The 20137-nt window shown below is 66.1% G+C and carries 18 protein-coding genes and 1 pseudogene; 11 read left to right on the top strand and 8 right to left on the bottom strand.

Annotation, left to right across the window (positions count from 1 at the left end):
- Position 1 precedes the first annotated feature (1 nt).
- From N5D91_RS03155 to N5D91_RS03145, 3 genes are all read right to left on the bottom strand, one after another.
- Positions 2-1078 (bottom strand): Shedu immune nuclease family protein, encoded by a 1077-nt coding sequence (locus N5D91_RS03155; RefSeq protein ID WP_180854754.1) that lies wholly within the window; start codon positions 1076-1078, stop codon positions 2-4.
- A gap of 140 nt (positions 1079-1218) precedes the next feature.
- Positions 1219-1983: a hypothetical protein gene (locus tag N5D91_RS03150; protein ID WP_180854753.1), complete on the bottom strand. Its 765-nt coding sequence runs from the start codon at positions 1981-1983 to the stop codon at positions 1219-1221.
- A 97-nt stretch (positions 1984-2080) separates the two neighbouring features.
- Positions 2081-2458: a DUF4180 domain-containing protein gene (locus tag N5D91_RS03145; RefSeq protein ID WP_180854752.1), complete on the bottom strand. Its 378-nt coding sequence runs from the start codon at positions 2456-2458 to the stop codon at positions 2081-2083.
- 145 nt (positions 2459-2603) lie between these two features.
- Here N5D91_RS03145 and N5D91_RS03140 point away from each other — a divergent pair, with 145 nt between their 5' ends.
- Positions 2604-3890 carry an alpha/beta hydrolase gene (locus tag N5D91_RS03140; RefSeq protein ID WP_180854751.1) on the top strand — a complete coding sequence of 429 codons (1287 nt, stop codon included), beginning with the start codon at positions 2604-2606 and terminating at the stop codon, positions 3888-3890.
- A gap of 54 nt (positions 3891-3944) precedes the next feature.
- On the opposite strand, the gene N5D91_RS03135 is transcribed toward N5D91_RS03140, so the two are convergent.
- The 3 genes and pseudogenes from N5D91_RS03135 to N5D91_RS03125 form a co-directional block, all read right to left on the bottom strand.
- The gene (locus N5D91_RS03135) at positions 3945-4403 is read right to left on the bottom strand and encodes an SRPBCC family protein (protein WP_180854750.1); all 459 of its coding nucleotides are present in this window, start codon (positions 4401-4403) and stop codon (positions 3945-3947) included.
- 2 nt (positions 4404-4405) lie between these two features.
- Positions 4406-4738 (bottom strand): metalloregulator ArsR/SmtB family transcription factor, encoded by a 333-nt coding sequence (locus N5D91_RS03130; RefSeq protein ID WP_005409330.1) that lies wholly within the window; start codon positions 4736-4738, stop codon positions 4406-4408.
- Positions 4739-4748: 10 nt separating this feature from the next.
- Positions 4749-5204 (bottom strand): annotated as a pseudogene (locus tag N5D91_RS03125) (SRPBCC domain-containing protein).
- Positions 5205-5367: 163 nt separating this feature from the next.
- Here N5D91_RS03125 and N5D91_RS03120 point away from each other — a divergent pair.
- Together N5D91_RS03120 and N5D91_RS03115 are read left to right on the top strand one after the other, a co-directional pair.
- Positions 5368-5892, top strand: a complete 525-nt coding sequence (locus tag N5D91_RS03120) for a GNAT family N-acetyltransferase (RefSeq protein WP_180854749.1) — start codon at positions 5368-5370, stop codon at positions 5890-5892.
- A 141-nt stretch (positions 5893-6033) separates the two neighbouring features.
- Positions 6034-7803 (top strand): oleate hydratase, encoded by a 1770-nt coding sequence (locus tag N5D91_RS03115; protein ID WP_180854748.1) that lies wholly within the window; start codon positions 6034-6036, stop codon positions 7801-7803.
- 41 nt (positions 7804-7844) lie between these two features.
- Here the strand turns inward: N5D91_RS03115 and N5D91_RS03110 are convergent, their stop codons facing one another.
- Together N5D91_RS03110 and ftrA are read right to left on the bottom strand one after the other, a co-directional pair.
- Positions 7845-9116 (bottom strand): hypothetical protein, encoded by a 1272-nt coding sequence (locus N5D91_RS03110; protein WP_258011566.1) that lies wholly within the window; start codon positions 9114-9116, stop codon positions 7845-7847.
- A gap of 67 nt (positions 9117-9183) precedes the next feature.
- Positions 9184-10185 carry a transcriptional regulator FtrA gene (gene ftrA, locus N5D91_RS03105; RefSeq protein WP_180854747.1) on the bottom strand — a complete coding sequence of 334 codons (1002 nt, stop codon included), beginning with the start codon at positions 10183-10185 and terminating at the stop codon, positions 9184-9186.
- A 317-nt stretch (positions 10186-10502) separates the two neighbouring features.
- Between ftrA and N5D91_RS03100 the strand changes: the two genes are divergently transcribed.
- The 8 genes from N5D91_RS03100 (at position 10503) to N5D91_RS03065 (ending at position 20131) form a co-directional block, all read left to right on the top strand.
- On the top strand, positions 10503-13079 hold the full coding sequence (locus tag N5D91_RS03100) for a TonB-dependent receptor (RefSeq protein ID WP_180854746.1): 2577 nt from the start codon (positions 10503-10505) through the stop codon (positions 13077-13079).
- A gap of 81 nt (positions 13080-13160) precedes the next feature.
- Positions 13161-13742 (top strand): FMN reductase, encoded by a 582-nt coding sequence (gene msuE, locus N5D91_RS03095; RefSeq protein ID WP_180854745.1) that lies wholly within the window; start codon positions 13161-13163, stop codon positions 13740-13742.
- Positions 13743-13899: 157 nt separating this feature from the next.
- On the top strand, positions 13900-14262 hold the full coding sequence (locus N5D91_RS03090; protein ID WP_110712056.1) for a DUF3088 family protein: 363 nt from the start codon (positions 13900-13902) through the stop codon (positions 14260-14262).
- Positions 14263-14276: 14 nt separating this feature from the next.
- On the top strand, positions 14277-15254 hold the full coding sequence (locus tag N5D91_RS03085) for an MsnO8 family LLM class oxidoreductase (protein WP_153854983.1): 978 nt from the start codon (positions 14277-14279) through the stop codon (positions 15252-15254).
- Between the two features lie 18 nt (positions 15255-15272).
- The gene (locus N5D91_RS03080; RefSeq protein ID WP_180854744.1) at positions 15273-16616 is read left to right on the top strand and encodes an LLM class flavin-dependent oxidoreductase; all 1344 of its coding nucleotides are present in this window, start codon (positions 15273-15275) and stop codon (positions 16614-16616) included.
- A 4-nt stretch (positions 16617-16620) separates the two neighbouring features.
- On the top strand, positions 16621-17841 hold the full coding sequence (locus N5D91_RS03075; RefSeq protein ID WP_110712059.1) for a M20 aminoacylase family protein: 1221 nt from the start codon (positions 16621-16623) through the stop codon (positions 17839-17841).
- Entirely contained in the window at positions 17838-18389 is a 552-nt protein-coding gene (locus N5D91_RS03070; protein ID WP_110712060.1) for a GNAT family N-acetyltransferase, read from the top strand. The genes N5D91_RS03075 and N5D91_RS03070 overlap by 4 nt, the downstream gene beginning before the upstream one ends.
- On the top strand, positions 18386-20131 hold the full coding sequence (locus N5D91_RS03065; RefSeq protein WP_180854742.1) for an amino acid ABC transporter permease/ATP-binding protein: 1746 nt from the start codon (positions 18386-18388) through the stop codon (positions 20129-20131). Before N5D91_RS03070 ends, N5D91_RS03065 begins: the two co-directional genes overlap by 4 nt.
- Positions 20132-20137 lie beyond the last annotated feature (6 nt).

Genomic DNA, 20137 nt, shown 5'->3' with positions numbered 1-20137 from the left:
TTCAGTCCCGCTGGATTCGACGCAACCAAGTGTCCCACGATTCGAGCCGCACTCGGGGTGACGTTCCGCGTTCGTAATCGTGGCGTTTGCGGCTCTCTTCCAGGTCGTTCTGGGTTCTCCCACCGATGATCACCGGGCGGATGTTGATGTCCTTATCGGGATCGACCTCAAGAGGGGCTTCGGGGCCGAGAAATGCATTGTGGAGCGAACTCCCGCGCTCGGCTTCTGCGCGGATACGGTGCAGCTCGCAGCGGATGGGTTCCTGGTTGCGATAGAACAATCCGAGGCGTTTGCGGAGCTGGCCTGCGGCTTCCAGTACTTTGTGGTTGAACTCCTCGTAGTGGTTGCTATTGACGAGGTTGAAGTCGGCTCCCTTGACCTCGATCAGAATGACATCCATGCGCGAGCGACCGGTGAACACGGCGAAATCCACATAGCCGTCGCCAAAGGGAAATTCCGAAAAGCAGATGTATTCGTCATCTGGCGAGGTGAACGCTTCGGCGACAATCGATAGATCGCTCTTGAGCAAGCGTTGGAGCTCGCGTTCACCACTTCCAGCCTCGACGAGTGCGCGCACGGAGGAGCGCGAGATCATGGTGTCTGCGATCTCCAGCTTGCGCTTGGTGACCTCGGGAGACTCGGGCCAGGGTGAACCATCAAATCGCCTTGTGGAGAGTCTGAGCGTTTCGGTCCTGCCGACGATTCGCTTGTTGTGTTCGGTACGGTCTTCAAGCTCGTCCGGACTACAACCCAGAAGGGCAATCGCCGTCTTTTTCGAGATCGACTGCCAGTTCACCCCTGGAGAGACTCGCACCTGGTCAAAGGTGTCATGCTCTGGGTCAGGTCTCTCATAGTGTTCGATATAGACCGTCGCACCGAGGGCCAGTCCGCTGTCCTCGATTCGCTCCACGATCGTTTCAATGGCATTGGTGACGGACCGCCCGTTGTTACATGGGCCAAGATCCGTGATGAGAACGCGGGGGCCGTCATCTCCGGAGAACACGCGGAGACGGCACATGCCTTTGGATTGCGGGTGGTAGTCGCCTGCGTAGCTGAGTACCGTATCTACAATCTTCATTCTGCAATTGCTCTCGCTCCTCCATGGAATGTCAACAATGTGCGTCTTATGTTCCGCACACAATCGGGGATTCCCCTACAGATTTCACCAATGGGGACGACAGTTGGGAGTCAGCGGCCAGGGATATTCAGGCGTTACAGTCACTGGACCGGCTGCGCCCGGCGCTGCAGCATCGGCAGCGCCACCAGTGTGGCGAGGATGGTGAACAGCACCAGCGACGAGCCCACCGTGCCGAAGCCCAGGCCACCTTTTTCCAGCGGCTTGGTGAGCAGGTCGCCGAAGGTGGCACCGAACGGGCGGGTGAGCACGAAGGCGATCCAGAACAGGATGACCCGGTTGATGCCCTTGATGCGGCTGGCCAGCGCGGTGAGCGCGATGAGGCTGCCGATCAGTAGCGCGCCGCCGGTGAAGCCTAGCCCGGAATCGTCGGCGACGAAGTCGCCCAATGCGGTGCCCAGCGTGTTGGAGAACAGCACGGCGGTCCAGTAGAAGCCTTCGGCGCGGCGCGATGCGATGTTGCTGACCGAGATCGACTTTTCAGACAGGCGCCAGGCCAACAGCACCAGCGCCAGGCAGCCGGCGAGCAGGCTGGCGCCGGTGGCGTACCCCAGCCCCAGCGTGCGGTCGATCAGGTCGGACATCGTTGTGCCGGCGGTGCTGGTGGCCAGCACTACCGACCAGAACAGCACCGGGTGGAAGCGCCGCGCGGACAGTTGCACGGCCAGCAGGCCGGCGAAGATCGCCAGCAGGATGGCCGAGCTGGCCACGTAGCCCAGGTTGAGCGTCATCGACAGCAGGTCACCGGCGGTCTCGCCGAGGGTGGTGGCGGCGATCTTCATCACCCAGAAGCCGAGGGTGACTGCCGCCACTTTGCTGTGCAGGGAATCTGCGTCTGAAGCACTCATCGAGGGTCGCCAGGGATGCCTGCGGGCGATGCTGTGGCGGCGGGCGTCGGAGCGCGGTCGGAAACGGGTTCGGCGAGGGTGAGCGTGGGGGCGGCGTTCAGCCGGCGCGGGCCGGGGCCGGCAGGCGTGCCAGCAAGGCATCCCAGTCGGCGACGAAGCAGCCGTCGCGGCCGCGGTTGCACTCGGTGATCCATGCGTCCAGCGACTCGCTCTGCGCGCGGTAGGCACTGACATCGCCCAGCACGGCGAAGCGCAGGCGGTAGTTCACCAGCATCTGCAGCCATTGCCCAGCCATGCCGGAGCGCAGTTCGAAGAAGTCCGGCGAAAGGCGTTGCACTGGGATGGCAATCCACTCGGCCTGATGCCCGAGAGCGTCGCCGACCAGATCACGCAGGCCGTTGACATCGAGTGCGGGGCCCTGCGCTGGGCTGCGCAGGATGCGGGTGCTGCCGATCTGTTCCAGGTGTGGGTGCATGAGGGTGCTCTGAAGTCCGTGTCGTCCTTCCAGTATGGTCGTGCAACGATATGACGGCGAGCAGTTGCAGCATGCGCTTGGAGAATGAACGCGCTAGGCTGCGACGATCCCCGCACTGCGCGGGTCTACGGTGGTGGGGAAGGACATGGCAGGGTGGAAGGGGCGTTCGTTGTTGTGGGCGGTGCTGTTGTCCTGGGGCCTGCCGGCAACGGCAGCGGAGCTGTGCACGGCCAGCGCCTATGGTGACGGGCAGGGCAACATCGTGGTGCTGGGCGCACCCGCTGCGGCACCGCCCACGGGCCAACGCTATCTGATGCTGGACGGGCGACGCGGTGCCACCGGCGATGCCAACGCACCGGTAAGCTGCAGCGGCGATGTGGTCAGCTTCAGGACACCCGCCGGAACCACGCAGCGCTGGCAGCGCCTGCAGACCCGCGATACCGCTGCAACCTTCAGTAGTGCCGGAACCACGCTGGTAGGGCAGTTGATCGAACCGGCTGGCCCAGCTGACCCGAAGCGGCCGCTGGTGGTGTTGGTGCACGGCTCGGAACGCACGATGGCGGTGGCGGCGATCTACCAGCGCATGCTGGTGGCCCAGGGCATTTCGGTGTTCGCCTACCAGAAGCGTGGCACCGGCGATTCGGAAGGCGAATACACCCAGAACTTCGAGCTGCTGGCTGACGATGCAGCGGCGGCCTTGGCGAAGGCGCGTGAGCTGGCAGCGGGGCGTTTCGGTCGGGCCGGCTACTTCGGTGGCAGCCAGGGTGGTTGGATCGCGCCGCTGGCGGCGACGCGCTCGCAGGCGGATTTCGTGGCGATCGGGTTCGGCCTGGTGGTGTCACCGATCGAGGAGGACCGCGAGCAGCTGTTCGACGAGGCACGCCGCATGCGGCTGGACGCAGCGGCGATGAAGCAGGTCGGCCAGCTATCGGAAGCGACCGCGCAGCTGATGCGCACGCATTTCAGCCAGGGCTACGAAGCACTGGCCCGGGTGCGTGCGCAGATCGGTGCCGCACCGTGGGCAAAGACGATCAGTGGCGAATACAGCGGTGACATGCTGCGGATGAGCGATGCTGATCTGCGCCGCATCGGTCGCGCGCGCTTCGACAATCTGGAACTGATCTGGGACTACGACGCCGAGGCCGCGCTGCGTCGCCTGAAGGTGCCATTGCTGTGGGTGCTGGCCGAGCAGGACCGGGCCGCGCCGATTGCGGCCACGCGCACCATCCTGGAACGCCTGCGCGCGTCGGGGCAGCCGATTGATACCTACCTGTTCCCGGACACCGACCACGGCATGGTGGAGTTCCGCACCGATGCCGAAGGCAACCGCGTGTCGACGCGGATCACCGACGGGTATCTGCGCCTGTTGGCCGACTGGATCAAGCAGGAGGTGAGTGGGCGCTATGGGCGTTCGCGCAGGCTGAGCGACTGAGCGGACAGGGAGTGCTGGCGGCGGGCTGCTCTCCGCCGCCAGTTGCACCGGGGCTCACTTCGGCTTCGCAAACACATCCAAGCCCTTGCCCGTCTCCAACAGCGACTTCAGGCTCGACAGCACGATCGGCCAACCCTGGCGGATGCCGGTATCCATGCCGCTGCCGGGTTCCAGTTCGTCGTGGGTGACGGTCAGTCGGACCATGTCCTGGTAGGGCACGATGTCGAAGGTGACGCGGCTGTAGGCACCCGGGTTGTCGGCCTGCGAGGCGGCGGCCCAGGTGATGACCAGCCGCGAGGGTGGGGTGCTCTCCACCACCTCGCCCACCAGTTCGACCGAGCGCGTTTCGTTGGCGCGCACGTGCTGCCAGCGCGAGCCGGGTTTCCAGTCCGAGACGTTTTCGTGGCCCCAGTAGCGGCTGGCGATTTCGGGGCGGGTGATCGCCTCGAACACCTTCTGCGGGGTGGAAGCGATGTAGATCACGTGGATGAAGCGGGTGGACTCTGCGGACATCGTCATTCTCCTTCCAGTTCTCGTTTCAGGTCATGCAGCAGGCTCAGGCGCTGCTGCTCGAACTTGCGTACCCAGCGCTCGTAGACTTCATGCAGGGGCACCGGGTTGATGAAGTGCAGCTTCTCGCGGCCACGGCGCACGGTGCTGATCAGGTTGGCGTCTTCCAGCAGGCCGAGGTGCTGGGTGACCGATTGCCGGGCCATGTCCAGGTGCTCGCACAGCTGGCCGAGCGTCTGGCCGTTGTCTTCGCAGAGCAGGTCCAGCAGCGTCCGGCGCGTGGGATCGGCCAGTGCCTTGAAGACCTTGTCTGCGTCGCGCACGTTGTCTACCGCCATGGGGATGTCTTCAATTCCAGTTGTCGATCCTGACGTCGTGCGGGTTGGGCTGGCCCTTGCCGGTCTCCAGCAGGGCTTTCAGGCTCATCAGGAACACCGCCCATTTGGTGCTGCAGTGGGAGGTGAACTCGACGCGCTCTTTCCAGCCCTCGTGGGTGAACAGGACGATGCAGTAGTCGCCCTCCTGCTTCAGCACGAAGCGCGCGTGGGTGCCGATCCATTCGGCGGGACCGGCGAGGAACCGCCAGAGCACGAGCTCACCTGGAATGAGTTGTTCCAGCTTCATTTCCATCGCGCCGATTTCCTGGCCGTTGTTCGTGAAGCGCGCCTTGACCGTGCCGCCGACCTCGCGGTCGCCCTGGGTGTCTTCGGCCCATCAGGCGGCGACGCCTTCGGGCGTGGCCAGCGCCTGGTACACCTGGCTTGCAGGGGCCTTGATGCCGACCCTGTGTGCGATATCGACCATTGCAGGTTCCTCGCGTGGGCGGACAGGCGCCGTCCTTGGGTGGACTATAGGCAGGTAAATGCCTGCATGTCAAATCCGGCTCACGGACTTCCGGCCCTGGTAGTGCCGGCCGCTGGCCGGCATCCTCGTGGCAGCTGATTGACGCGTTGAAACGAGTGCGCACATGACTGAAACAGGAAAGGACATCTTGACCCTCCGCCGCGCCAGCGTGGCCGATGCCCCTGCGGTGCTGGCGCTGTTCGATGAGGTGATCGAATGGTTCGTGTCGATCGGCAATCTGCAGCAATGGGGCAGCGAGCCGTGGTCCACGGTGCCGCGCCGGATCACCCAGGTGACCGATGCGTGCGCGCTGCCCGGCGCGTGGGTGGCGCATAACGAGCACGGCGTGGTGCGCGCATTCCTGGCGCTGGGCGAGTCGATGCCGTATGTGCCTGCGCCAACCGGCCCGGAACTGTATGTGCGGGTACTGGTGGCATCGCGTGACGTGCGCGTGCGTGGCATCGGCCGCCGCCTGATGGCCTTTGCGGATGAGCAGGCGCGCGCTGCCGGGCTCGACCATCTGCGCGTGGACTGCTACGGCGGTGGCAGTGGTGATCTGGTGCGCTTCTATGAGTCCTGCGGCTATACGCGCATCGCGCCTTTCAACGTGGACGGCTGGCCGGGCATGCTGCTGGGGCGACAGCTCTGAAGTGGCTGCGTCATTCGGTCGCAGCGTGCGTGCAGGAAACGGTACATCGGTTCGGCGCTAGAGTAGGGCCATGACCTGCATGGAATGGCTATGTCATTCCACTGCGGGTTCCTGATGACCCCCTCCAGGAAGGAGCAGCGCATGTACTACAGCAGTGGCAACTACGAAGCCTTTGCGCGCCCGCGCAAGCCCGCCGGTGTCGACGGCAAGCGCGCATGGTTCGTCGGTTCGGGCCTGGCCTCGCTGGCTGGCGCCGCGTTCCTGGTGCGCGACGGCCGCATGGCCGGTGAGCGCATCACCATTCTCGAGCAGCAGCAGATTCCCGGCGGCGCGCTGGATGGCCTGAAAGTGCCGGAAAAGGGTTTCGTGATCCGCGGCGGCCGCGAGATGGAAGACCATTTCGAGTGCCTGTGGGATCTGTTCCGCTCGATTCCGTCGCTGGAGATTGAAGATGCCAGCGTGCTGGACGAGTTCTACTGGTTGAACAAGGACGACCCGAACTACTCCCTGCAGCGCGCCACGATCAATCGCGGCGAGGATGCGCACACCGACGGCCTGTTCACCCTGACCGAGCAGGCGCAGAAGGACATCATCGCGCTGTTCCTGGCCACCCGGCAGGAGATGGAGAACAAGCGCATCGACGAGGTGCTGGGCCGTGATTTCCTGGACAGCAACTTCTGGCTGTACTGGCGCACCATGTTCGCGTTCGAGGAGTGGCATTCGGCGCTGGAGATGAAGCTGTACCTGCATCGCTTCATTCACCACATTGGCGGGCTTCCGGATTTCTCGGCGCTGAAGTTCACCAAGTACAACCAGTACGAATCGCTGGTGCTGCCGCTGGTGAAGTGGTTGCAGGACCACGGCGTGGTGTTCCAGTACGCCACCGAAGTGACCGATGTTGACTTCGATCTGGCGGCCGGCCGCAAGCAGGCCACGCGCATCCACTGGACGCGTGACGGTGTAGCCGGTGGCGTGGATCTGGGCGCGGATGACCTTGTATTCATGACGATCGGTTCGTTGACCGAGAACTCGGACAATGGCGATCACCAGACGGCTGCGCGATTGAACGAGGGACCGGCGCCTGCCTGGGACCTGTGGCGACGCATTGCCGCCAGGGATCCTGCGTTCGGGCGTCCGGATGTGTTCGGTGCGCACATTCCGCAGACCAAGTGGGAGTCGGCGACGGTGACCACGCTGGATGCACGCATCCCGGCCTACATCCAGAAGATCGCCAAGCGTGACCCGTTCAGTGGCAAGGTGGTGACTGGCGGCATCGTCAGCGTGCGCGATTCGCGCTGGCTGATGAGCTGGACCGTGAACCGCCAGCCGCATTTCAAGAACCAGCCCAAGGACCAGATCGTGGTCTGGGTGTACTCGCTGTTCGTCGATACGCCTGGCGACTACGTGAAGAAGCCGATGCAGGATTGCACCGGCGAGGAGATCACCCGCGAGTGGCTGTATCACCTGGGCGTGCCGGTGGAGGAGATCGACGAACTGGCTGCCACGGGCGCAAAGACGGTGCCGGTGATGATGCCGTACATCACCGCGTTCTTCATGCCGCGCCAGGCCGGTGACCGCCCGGAGGTGGTGCCGGAGGGGGCGGTGAACTTCGCCTTCATCGGGCAGTTTGCCGAATCGAAGCAGCGCGACTGCATCTTCACCACCGAGTATTCGGTGCGCACACCGATGGAAGCGGTGTATACCCTTCTGGGCATCGAGCGCGGCGTGCCGGAGGTGTTCAATTCCACCTATGACGTGCGCTCGTTGCTGGCGGCGACCGGCCGCCTGCGCGATGGCAAGGAACTGGATATTCCCGGCCCGGCGTTCCTGCGCAACCTGCTGATGAACAAGCTGGACAAGACCCAGATCGGTGGCTTGCTGCGCGAGTTCAAGCTGGTGCAGGAGGACTGAGCGGGCGTCGGCGTGGAGGAGTGTCCTGGCAACACCGCGGATCAGTCGGCCAGCACGGTACCCGCACCTTCGCGATAGGTCGCCCTGGCGCTGCCACACACCGCGTAGGTGGCAGCGCTGGCTGGCAGGCCAGTGGCCTTGATGCCGCGCTGCGAATCGCCATCAAACACCTCGGCGTAGCGCTCTGCGGCCAGCGCATCATCGGGCAGCATGTACAGCAGGACGCGCTGCAACGTGGATTGTCCCTGCAGTGGCTGCGGCTGCCGGAATGCCGGCACCTGCACGCGCGCGCTGTGCCACCGCGTCGGCGCGTCTGCAGTCTGCCAGCGCACCTGCAGGGGCAGGTTGAGTGGCAACAGCGCGGCGCTGACAGGGTAGCCGTAGGCCGTGCAATCCTGGGGCGCTTCCGGGATGTTCGCGATGGCCCCGTCGCCGATGTCCAGTGTGAGGCCATTGATTTCCATCCGCAGGATGGGCGCACTGCCGTAGTTGTGGATCTTGAACAGCGCCAGGCCTTCGAAGCGGCTGCGCTCCAGATCATCGGTGGTGAAGCCACTGAGGCGTGCGAGTGCCGGCGCGACCTCTACGTGATCGCTGTAGTGGTAGTAGATATGCACGAGCTCGGGTGTACCCGTGCGTCGCCAGGCCGCGTTGAATGGCGCAAGGTCGGGATACGGCCGACGGACCAGTGGCACATCGGTGACGGCGCGATCTCCGGACGGAGTGGCGTAGCGGTAGTGGTCGACGGCGCGCTTCAGGCGCGCATCTTCATACGGGAACCCCCTGTCTGCATCGGACTGTGCGTTGGGGTAGCGGTGGAAGGCCAGGAAGCGCTCGGGGGTGTCGCCCTGCATGGGCAGGTCCGGGCCAGCGCCAGAGCCGGTGGATGCATGCGGCGAGGTGTCCAGCCACAGGGGGTGCCCGCTGAGGTTGACGTGCAGCTCGGCGATGGATGCACGTGAGCCGCCGGCCAGGCTGTCCACACTGCCTTGCAGGGCGTGCCACAGTGGGATGATGAGCATGGAGGCGGCGGTTGGCACGAACATCAGCACGTGTATGCGGCCCGGCACCTGCCCGCGCTGGCGCACCATGTAGCGCAGCCAGGCCAGCAGGAGCACCAGCAGCAACGGGACGCCGACCCAGATCGCGATGGTGGCCAGCGCCACGACGCCCCAACCCAGGTTGGGGGTAGCGACGGCAATCAACGAGAGCGTGGCGATCAGCGCAGCCAACACCAGCGATACGCCGATTCCAACGCGGTAGGTCCTGTAGGGGCTGTCGGTCATCACCGTTCCGTCGGCACTGCGGGGCATGCCCCTATCTTGCAGCGCAGGTGCCTGCGTGGAAAGGCCGGGAGTGGGGGACAGGGGGGGGCGGGAGTCAGCAGCCGATCAGGCGGTCCGCACCGATGCCGCTGCGGTGCTGGCTGCGGTACTCGGTGGGGCTGGCATCGACCTGGCCACGGAAGTGGCGGCGGAACGATTCCTGCGAACCAAAACCCACCTGCTCGGCGATCCATTGCAGCGGCCGGTCGGTGGTTTCCAGCAGCTCACGGGCGAGGGCCACGCGCTCGCGGATCAGCCAGTCGATCGGTGACAGCCCTGTCGCTTCCAGGAACTGCCGCTGCAGGGTGCGCTGGCTGAGTGCGGCCTGCTCGGCGAGGCTGCCTAGCGAATGCGGCTCGCGCAGGTTGCGGCGCATCCATTCCATCAGTTTTGCCAGGCGCGAGGGTTCGCCATGGGGAATGGCCCGGCTGACACGCTGGCTGCGCCCGGCATCACGCCACGGCGCCAGCACCAGCCGCTCGGCCACCAGGTTGGCCACGCGGGCACCGTAATCCTTGCGCACCATGTGCAGCATCATGTCCATGCCGGTGGCCGAGCCGGCCGAAGTGATGATGCTGCCGGTGTCCACATACAGCACATCCTCGCGCACGTCGATGCGTGGGAACTGGCGTGCCAGCGTTTCGGTGAGGCGCCAGTGCGTGGTGGCCTGGCGGCCATCGAGCAGCCCGGCCCAGGCCAGCACGAACGCACCGGAGCAGATCGAGGCGATGCGTGCGCCGCGTGCGTGGGCGCGGATCAGTGCATCGAGCAGGATCTGCGGTGGACGCTCGCTGGGTTCGCGCCAACCGGGGATGACGATGATGTCGGCGTCATCGACGCTGCCAAGATCGTAGGGCAGTTGCACCTGGGTGTTGCCGAGCATGCGCAGCGCACCGGGCTCGCCGGCGCATAGCTGGGTGCGGTACCAGGCCACGCCCAGTTCAGGCCTTATCGGCGCGAACAGGCCCACCGCACAGCCGAACTCGAACAGCCCCTGGCCGTGGCAGGCAACGATGGCGACGAGCGGCGCGGTGGGATCGGCGGGTGGGTTGGGCATGGCCTGATGCTACGGGTGGCGGTGCGTGGCGCTGAGTGGTGCGCGGGCATGAGGTGATGCCGGGCGGGCATATGGAGGCCGGGGTCGGATCCCTTCCGCAGGAAGGGCTCTGACCCCGTGGAGGGATGCGTGCCTGGGGTCAGAGCCCTTTCCTTTGGAAAGGGATCCGACCCCGTGTGTTCAGGCCGCCTAACGTCATTACCAGCGGTCATGTGGGTGGCCGGATGTTACGGCTGGGTGACGCGATCCCGCCTGTCGCGGTGGGTGAACAGGCCCTTGAATGGAAGCGTGTTTCCGGCCCACCCCCACGAGCCCCCATGCCTGCCGCCTACGCCCCAGCCTTGAGCACTCTTGCCGTCCTGATCGCGGTCGCCCTCGCCGCATCGCCCAGCCATGCGGCGGAAGCCGATGCAGATCCTGCCACCACTGCAGCTACCGCCAATGTGGCGGCCTCCACGCTGGATGCGGTGGTGGTCACCGGTTCACGCACCAGCACGCGCACGGTGAAGAACAGCTCCACGCCGATCGATGTGATTTCCGCCGAAGACCTTGCCGCCACCGGCCAGGGCAACCTGCTCGAAGCGCTGCAGCGCAGCCTGCCGTCGCTGAGCCAGATCGGCGGCTACCAGAGCGACCAGGAAAGCCTCATCCGCGGCTACCAGCTGCGCAACCTGTCGCCGGGCTACACACTGGTACTGGTCAACGGCAAGCGCCGCAATGCCAGTGCCTATGTGAGCGGTGCCAATGGGGGCGGCTTCCCCGGCCATGCGTGGGCGGACCTCGCGTTGATTCCGGTCTCGGCCATCGACCATGTGGAAGTGCTGCGTGATGGTGCCTCCGCCATCTACGGCTCGGACGCGATCACCGGCGTGGTCAACGTGATTCTGAAATCGCAGGCGCACGGTGGTGATGTGTCGGTGGAGAGCGGGCAGAGCATTGATGGTGATGGTTCGCGTACCAGTGTACGCGCCAACGTCGGCCTGCCGTGGGGCGAGGATGGCTTCGTCAACCTGTCCGGTGAGACTACCCGCCAGCATCATGCGATCCGCACCCGCCGCTATATCGACGGCTACCTGAGCTATCCAGCCGTGGATGGCAGCGGCAATCTGGTGGCGCTGCGGCCGAACAATCGATTGCCAGCAGGTGCTGCGCCGAACCCGGCCGAGGCCAACCGCAATGCTGAGGCCAATACCATCCTCAGCTCGCCGTCGTATGCGTTGAAGGCCTTCGCGGTGAACGTGGGCCATGGCCTGGGTGAGAGGGCGCAGTTCTACGCCAACGCCACGGCCAGTGACCGCACCGCGCAGGCGATCCAGAATTTCCGCCTGCCGGCGACGATCTTCACCACCTACAAGGCCCCCGGCGTGCTGAGCGTGTTTCCCGACGGCTTCCTGCCGGTGCTGGAAACCAAGGAGAAGCAGTACACCGGCACCGCCGGCGTGAAAGGCCAGATCGCGGGTTGGGACTACGACGCCAGCCTGACCGGCAACCGCAGCACGGTGCGCACCTATACCCGCAACTCGGTGAACTACTCGCTGCCGTATCCCGGTTCGCCCACCGACTTCTATGACGGCAAGCTGGATTACCAGCAGGGCATTGCCAACCTCGACCTGCGCCGTGGCTTCGAGGTGGCGGCGTTTGCTTCGCCGCTGGAGGTGAGCGCGGGCGCCGAGTATCAGCACGAACAGTACGAGCGTGGAGCAGGGCAGTGGGAGTCGTACACCGGCTTCGGCGCTGCTGCCTTCGTCGGCTATTCCACCGCCGACGCGGTGAAGGCGACCCGCAACAGCAAGGCGGTGTACGTGGGTGCGGCCACCAATATCACCTCACGCTGGTACCTGGATGCAGCCGCGCGTTGGGAAGATCACTCCGACTTCGGCAGTGTCTCCACCGGCCGCCTGACCACGCGCTTCGACTTCACCGACGCGCTGGGTGTGCGTGCCACGGTCAGCAATGGCTTCCACGCGCCCAGTCTGGGTGCGCAGTTCTACCAGGCCACCGGCAGTTGCCCGTGCGGGACCACGCTGGTGGCGCAGGTGTCTTCGCCCGCGGCGATTGCGTTGGGTGCCACACCGCTGAAGCCGGAGAAGGCCACCAACTACAGCCTGGGCCTGACCTGGGACCCGAGCCCGGCGTTCCATCTGGCGGTGGATGCCTATCAGATCGACATCCGCGGCCAGCTCGGCCAGTCCAGCCAGATCGGCTACAACGCGCAGGATCCGGCGCGCGTCACCGACAACAGCGGCACGGTGCTGAGTGCGGCGCAGAAGAACACGATCGATGCACTGCTGGGTTCGGCCGGCATCAGCATCCTGCCGGGTGATGCGTTCTACGCCAGCTACTTCACCAACGTGGGCAATACCCGGACACGCGGTGTCGAGCTGACCCTGGAAGCGAACCAGGAAGCGGCGTGGGGCAAGCTGCGCTGGAGCTACGCGGCCAACGTCGGCCGTACCACCATCCAGAAAGTCAGCGACATTCCGGCGGCACTGCAGGGTCTGCCGAACATCAACCTGCTGACCAAGAGCAGCGAGTACGCGCTGCGCTTCCGCACGCCCAGCTACACCCAGGTGGCGGGACTGGGCTGGCAGAACGGGCGCTGGCGCTCGAATCTGGACTTCACCTACTACGGCCCGATCAAGCGCCTGAACAACGGCGTGGAGTACAGGCAGCCGCCGGTGCTGGTGACCAACCTGTCCGGTGGCGTGGAGCTGGGTGCGGGCTGGAGCGCGGCGCTGGGCATCAACAACGTGTTCGACAAGCGCACGCGCAAGGTGCCGGAGTACGCGCGCAGTGCCACCGATGTGGCGAGTATCGAGACCACCTGGGACAGCGGCGATGTGCTGAGCAATGTGGGTGCGTATTGGTTTGGCCGGGTCAGTTACCGGTTCTGATCTGGAGCAGTCGAGCATGGCTCGACTCTACAAAAGGCGAAAGGCGGCCGGACGTAGTTCGGCATCATCGAGGAGCAGTTCATGTCTTCTGCATTGAAGGTGGTTGCATTGGTGGGGTCACCGACCAGCTCGGCGACGTCGCGCACGTTGTTGCTGGCGCGGCATCTGCTGGTGTCGCTGCAGCAGCGGGTGCACGCCCGCGTGGAGCTGGTGGAGCTGGCGCCGATCGCGCGCGCGCTGGGTCAGTCGCTGTCGCGCGGCGAGGCGGAGCCGGCGGTGGAACAGGCACTGCAGACCATCGAGGCCGCCGAGCTGCTGGTGGTGGCAGCGCCGGTCTATCGCGGCTCGTATCCCGGGTTGTTCAAGCACCTGGTCGACTTCATCGGGCTGGAGGCGCTGGTGGATGTGCCGGTGCTGCTGGCAGCGACCGGCGGCAGCGAGCGCCATGCGCTGGTGATCGATCACCAGCTGCGGCCGTTGTTCAGTTTCCTGCAGGCGCACACGCTGCCGATCGGGGTGTATGCCACGCCCGCCGACTTCGACGGCGAGCACATCAGCAGTGCGGCCTTGCAGGCGCGCATCGAGCTGGCGACCGAGCGTGCGGCCGGGCACTTGGCCACGCAGGCGCTGGCGGTAGCGGCGCCGCTGCGGCGTATTGCCTGACGCCATAACCGGCGGCGCTTTGCTTATGGCCACGCCGCATCTGCGTGGCCGGATCTGACCGCCGATTGTCGCCAGCCGTCGCTGCTGCGGCTGCTGGCATCTCTAGCATCGATATCGAAGCGGCATCGCATTGCCGGCCCCGATGAGGACGACCCCTGTGACTTTCGACGCAGCAAGCAAACCCATCCTGTTCCTGCTCGACCGTGAGTTCGAGGACGGCCAGATTCCCGGCCAGCGCTTCTTCTGCCGGCACAGCCTGTTGCTGGAGGGCGCGTTGTCGAGCATCGATGGCCTGGACGCGCAGCTGGACGTGCGCCGCATCGGCTTCGCGCGACCGCGCCGTGAGGTAATCGCCGAGATCGGTGAGCAGGACCAGTCACTACCCAAGCTGGTGCTGCCCCAGGGCGTGCGCAGCGAACTGGCCAGTGGCGCGCACCAGGATCGCCAGTACGTCTCCGGTGCCGAGCCGATCCTGGCCGCGTTGAACGGCTTGCTCGGCATTCCCGTGGCCCACCCCTGAGCGAGGACGTGACCATGAGCTATCAGATCAGCGTGCTGGACAAGAGCCCGGTGGCCGAAGGTGCCTCGGCAGAGCAGGCGCTGCGCAACAGCCTGCAGCTGGCGCAGCGCGCCGAGCAGCTGGGCTACCACCGCTACTGGTTTGCCGAGCACCATGCTGCGCCGACGCTGGCCAGCCCTGCACCGGAAGTGCTGGCTGCGTGGGTGCTGGCGCAGACCCGGCGCATCCGCATTGGCAGTGGCGGGGTGATGCTGCGCCACTACGCACCGTACAAGGTGGCGGAGAACTTCAACCTGCTGTCGGCGCTGGCGCCAGGGCGCGTCGATCTGGGCGTGGGCAAGGCCCCCGGTGGCCTGCCGGCCTCGACCGCGGCGCTGGCAGCCGGGCGTCCGGCGTTCGCCGACTTCGACCAGCAACTGCGCGACCTGGAAGGTTATCTGTCCGGCGCCGAAACCGAGGCACAGGCTCGGCCGGTTCCGCAGCAGGCACCGGAGCGCTTCCTGCTCGGGGCCAGCCCGCAGAGCGCGCAGCAGGCGGCCGAGCTCGGCTGGCGCTTCGTCTACGCCGCGCACTTCGATGGTGACCCGAAGCATATCGAGGCCGCGTTCGATGCCTACCGCAGCGTTTCAACGCAGCCGCCGCTGCTGGCCACGGTGGCGTTCGCCGCACCAACTGCCGAAGCCGCAGCGCGTCATATCGGCGCGCTGCGCGTCTACAAGCTGCACCTCGGCCCCGGCCAGACGGTGAACCTGCCCAGTCCCGAGGCGGCTGCCGAGTACGCGCGCCAGGTGGGCGTGGCTGACTTCCGCATCGAGGAGACACGCCCGAGCGTGTTGTCCGGTGATGCGCAGCACGTGCGTGACGAACTGGATGCGCTGCACCGGCGCTTCGGCGTGGGCGAGTTCATCCTCGATGCGCCGGTGGCCGACCTCGACGCACGCCTGACATCCCTTGAACTGCTGTCGCCCGCGCCGCGCGCGGCGGTGGCCTGACCTGCTGGAGCGATTCCCATGAGCGCGACCCCGCGCCACATTCCGTTCGGCATCATGCTGCAGGGCCCTGGCAGCCACATGCATGCCTGGAAGCATCCCTCCAACCCGGCCGACGCCAGCGTCAACCTGCAGTTCTACATCGACATCGCGCGCACCGCCGAGGACAACGGCATCGCCTTTGGTTTCGTGGCCGATGGCCTGTACATCAACGAGAAGTCGATCCCGCACTTCCTCAACCGCTTCGAGCCGATCTCGCTGCTGTCGGCGCTGGCCACGGCGACGAAAAAGATCGGCCTGGCCGGCACGCTGTCGACCTCCTACAGCGACCCGTTCACCGTGGCCCGCCAGTTCGCTTCGCTGGATCTGCTCAGCGGCGGCCGCGCTGGCTGGAACGTGGTGACCTCGCCACTGGAGGGCTCTGGCCGCAACTACGGCCGGCCACACCCGGAGCACGCGCTGCGCTACCAGATCGCCGACGAATATCTGGAGGTGGTGCAGGGACTGTGGGATTCCTGGGATGACGATGCCTTTGTGCGCGAGCGCGACAGCGGCACGTTCTTCGCACCGGAGAAGTTCCGGCGGCTCGACCACAAGGGCCGCTTCTTCCAGGTGGAAGGGCCGCTCAACATCCAGCGTTCGCCGCAGGGTCAGCCGGTGATCTTCCAGGCCGGTTCGTCCGACGATGGCATCGCGCTGGCCGGCAAGTACGCCGATGCGGTGTTCACCCATTCGCCATCGCTGGAGGAGACCCGCGCGTTCACCCAGAAGGTGAAGAACTCGGCGATCGCCCACGGCCGCAGCGGCAATGACGTGAAGATCTTCCCGGGCATCGGCCCCATCGTCGGCCGCACTGCCGAGGAGGCCGAGGCCAAGTACCAGGCGATCGCTGCGCTGGCCACGCTGGAGGACGCGCTGGCCTATCTCGGCCGCTTCTTCGACCACCATGATTTCAGCCAGTACGACCCGGACGCGCCGTTCCCGGAGCTGGGTGACATCGGCAGCAACTCGTTCCGTTCCACCACCGACCGCATCAAGCAGGATGCACGTGAGAAGGGCCTGAGCCTGCGCCAGGTGGCGCTGGAAACGGTGAGCCCACGGCCGAATTTCATCGGTACGCCGGAGCACGTGGCCGACGAGTTGATCCGCTGGTTCGATGCCGGTGCCAGCGACGGCTTCATCCTCGGATTCGCGGCACAGCGCGAAGGCCTGGACGATTTCGTGACCCAGGTACTGCCGATCCTGCAGGCGCGCGGCTACCACCAGCGCGAGCTGGAAGGGCAGACTCTGCGCGCGCATCTGGGCCTGCCGTACAAGGCCAGCCGCCATGCGACCGATGCCGAGCCGGCGCGGAAGGCGGGGTAAGGCGATGAGCGGAGAAAGCACGGTAGCGCCGGGCCATGCCCGGCGGAATTCCCGAACGACGGGCATATTGCCCGACATCGCGGCACGCGCCGAGGCGGCCATCGCGATCCGCCATGACCTGCACCAGCATCCGGAGCTGGCCTTCGAGGAACACCGTACCAGCGCACGCGTGGCCGAGCTGTTGCAGCAGTGGGGCTATGAGGTCACCACCGGCCTCGGCGGCACCGGCGTGGTCGGTACGCTGCAGCGCGGGCAGGGCAGCCGTCGCCTCGGCCTGCGCGCCGACATCGATGCACTGCCGATCCACGAGGATTCCGGATTGGCGTACGCCAGCCAGACCGAGGGGTTGATGCATGCCTGCGGCCACGATGGGCACACCGCCATCCTGCTGTCTGCGGCGCACTACCTGGCCCATCACGGCCGCATCGATGGCACCCTGCAGCTGGTGTTCCAGCCGGCCGAGGAAACCGGTTCGGGGGCCTCGAAGATGATTGCCGACGGCCTGTTCGAACGCTTCCCGGTGGATGCGATCTATGGCCTGCACAACTGGCCGGGCGTACCAGTGGGTCACTTTGGCTTCGTCGATGGCCCGGCGATGGCGTCGGTGGACTGGGCGCGGCTGAAGGTGATCGGCAAGGGCGGCCACGGTGCCGAGCCGCAGGGCAGCGTCGACCCGATCCTGGCGGCAGCGCACATCGTCACCGCGCTGCAGAGCGTGGTGTCGCGCAATGTCGATCCGCGGCAGATGGGCGTGGTCACCGTCGGTTCGATCCACGGCGGGCAGGCCGCCAATGTGATCCCGGACGTCGTCGAGCTGAAGCTGACCGTGCGCGCCTACCTGCCGGAAGTGCGCGACACGCTGCGGCGCCGGGTCACCGAGATCGCCGAGCAGACCGCGGCCGCGTTCGGCGCGCGCGCCGAGATCGCGTTTCCGCGTGGCTTCCCCAGCGTCATCAACCATCCGCAGCAGACCGCCTACATCCGTGAGGTGGCTGTGCAGGGCTTCGGCAGCGAACAGGTGGTGCCCGAATTCGCGCCGCGCACTGCCAGTGAGGATTTCGCGTTCCTGCTGCAGGCACGGCCGGGCAGTTTCGTGTTCGTCGGCAACGGCGACAGCGCACCGCTGCACAGCCCGCGCTATGTGTTCAACGACGCCGCCATCGCACCCGCCGCCAGCCTGTGGGCGCGGCTGGCCGAAGACTATCTGGTGAAGGACGTGGCATGAGCAGCAACGAACGCTTCCTCTACACCTCGGTGGATGATCCACTGGCGCGGCCGCTGTTCGATGGCCTGGAGCAGGAGTACGACAGCCGCTACGCCGACGTGCGTCGACGCATCGGCGGTAGCGCCCGCGAGGAACTGCAGCGCTACCCGGCGCAGGCATTCGCGGCGCCGGTAGGGGCGTTCGTGCTGCTGCTGCGCGATGGTGTGGCGATCTCCGGCGGTGCGTTCATGCCGCACCGCGATCCGGATACCGCCGAGTTCAAGCGCATCTGGACATTGCCAGGGCTGCGCCGCCAGGGCATCGCGCGGCGCGTGCTGCAGGAGCTGGAAGACCAGGCAGCGCGGCAAGGATACCGGCGGGTGTTCCTGACCACCGGCTTCCGCCAACCTGAAGCCGTCGGCCTGTACCTCAGCCACGGCTACACCGCGCTGTTCGATCTGCAGGCCGACCCGGAAACCATCGCGCATCTGCCGTTCGAAAAACACCTGCGGGCCTCCGCGCCCGTCATCGCGCCTGCGCAAGCCCAGCTGCATGGAGCCCACGCATGAGCACGCCTTCGACCGCGCTGGATGGACTTGCCGCACGCCCGGCGCCAGCTCCGGCGTTGAAGATCGTGCCGGCCCGGCATCCGCTGCAGGTGGTCGGAACCCTCCTGGCGCTGGCGCTGATCCTGATCGGGCTGCAATCAGTGCTGGGCAATCCGCGCTGGGGCTGGGGCACCTTCGCCGAGTGGTTCTTCGCACGCCCGGTGCTGGAAGGCCTGGGTCGCACGCTGCTGCTGACCGCGTTGGGTACTGGCCTCGGTTTCGCGCTGGGCACCTTGCTGGCGTTGGCCCGCGTCTCCGGTTCGCCGCTGCTGTCGGCGGTGTCGTGGGGCTATGTGTGGCTGTTCCGCTCGATTCCGCTGCTGGTTCTGTTGCTGCTGTTGAACAATCTGGGCTACCTGTACAGCACCATCGAGCTGGGGGTGCCGTTCACCGGCATCAGCCTGTTCTCGTACCCGACCACGCAGCTGATCGGCGTGTTCACCGCCGCGGTGCTGGGCCTGACCCTGAATCAGGCCGCGTTCTCGGCGGAAGTGATCCGTGGCGGCATTCTCTCGGTCGACCATGGCCAGTACGAAGCCGCAGCGGCGCTTGGCCTGCCACGTGGCCGCCAGGTGCGCCGCATCATCCTGCCGCAGGCGATGCGCTCGATCCTGCCGGCCGCGTTCAACGATGTGATCGGCCTGGCCAAGAGCACGTCGGTGGTCTACGTGCTGGCGCTGCCGGAGCTGTTCTACACCGTGCAGGTGATCTACCGGCGCAACCTGGAAGTGGTGCCGTTGCTGATGGTGGCCACGGTCTGGTACCTGGTGATCCTGACCGTGCTTTCGCTGCTGCAACGGCGTGTGGAGCAGCGGTTCGCGCGCGGCCAACTGCAGCGCGAGCGTTCGGTATCGCGTGTCTCGTCGCCAACGCGCGCCACAGGTGATGCCGCACCGCGCGTAGTCAATCGCCCGCGCATCGCCGCGCAGGTTGAAGCGGGCGAGGGGGCATCGGTGTCGCTGCATGGCGTAGGCAAGGTGTTCGGCGACCAGCCGGTGCTGGAAGACGTGAACCTGGACCTGCGCGCTGGCAGCGTGACGGTGCTGATCGGCCCGTCCGGCGCCGGCAAGTCCACGCTGCTGCGGCTGATCAACCATCTGGAACGTGCCGACAGTGGCTTTGTGACCGTCGGCGGCCAGCTGATCGGCTACCGCCGCGACGGCGACACCCTGTACGAGCTGCCCGAGCGTGAGATCCGCCGCCGTCGTGCGGAAGTGGGCATGGTGTTTCAGGGCTTCAACCTGTTCCCGCACCTGACCGCGCTGGAGAACATCATCGAGGCGCCGATCGCGGTGCGCGGCGTGCCGCGTGCGCAGGCCGAACAGCAGGCGCGCACGCTGCTGGAACGGGTCGGCCTGGCCGACAAGGCCGATGCCTTCCCGCGCCAGCTGTCCGGCGGCCAGCAGCAGCGCATCGCGATTGCCCGCGCGCTGGCCCTGCAACCGAAGGTGCTGTTGTTCGATGAACCGACCTCGGCGCTGGACCCGGAGCTGGTGGCCGAAGTGCTCAGCGTGATCGAGGAGCTGGCCCGTTCCGGCACCACGCTGGTGATCGTCACCCATGAGCTGAGCTTCGCTCGTCGCGTGGCCTACCACGTGGTGATGATGGACCAGGGCCGGGTGATCGAGCAGGGCACGCCCGAAGCCCTGTTCGAGCGTCCGCACCAGCAACGCACCGCCGATTTCCTGGCCAAGACCCTGTGACCCCGG

The organism is Stenotrophomonas sp. GD03794, assembly GCF_029842145.1.
Lineage (GTDB): Bacteria > Pseudomonadota > Gammaproteobacteria > Xanthomonadales > Xanthomonadaceae > Stenotrophomonas > Stenotrophomonas riyadhensis.
Note: the sequence above shows the minus strand (reverse complement) of the source record. Positions and strands in the feature narration are given on the sequence as shown.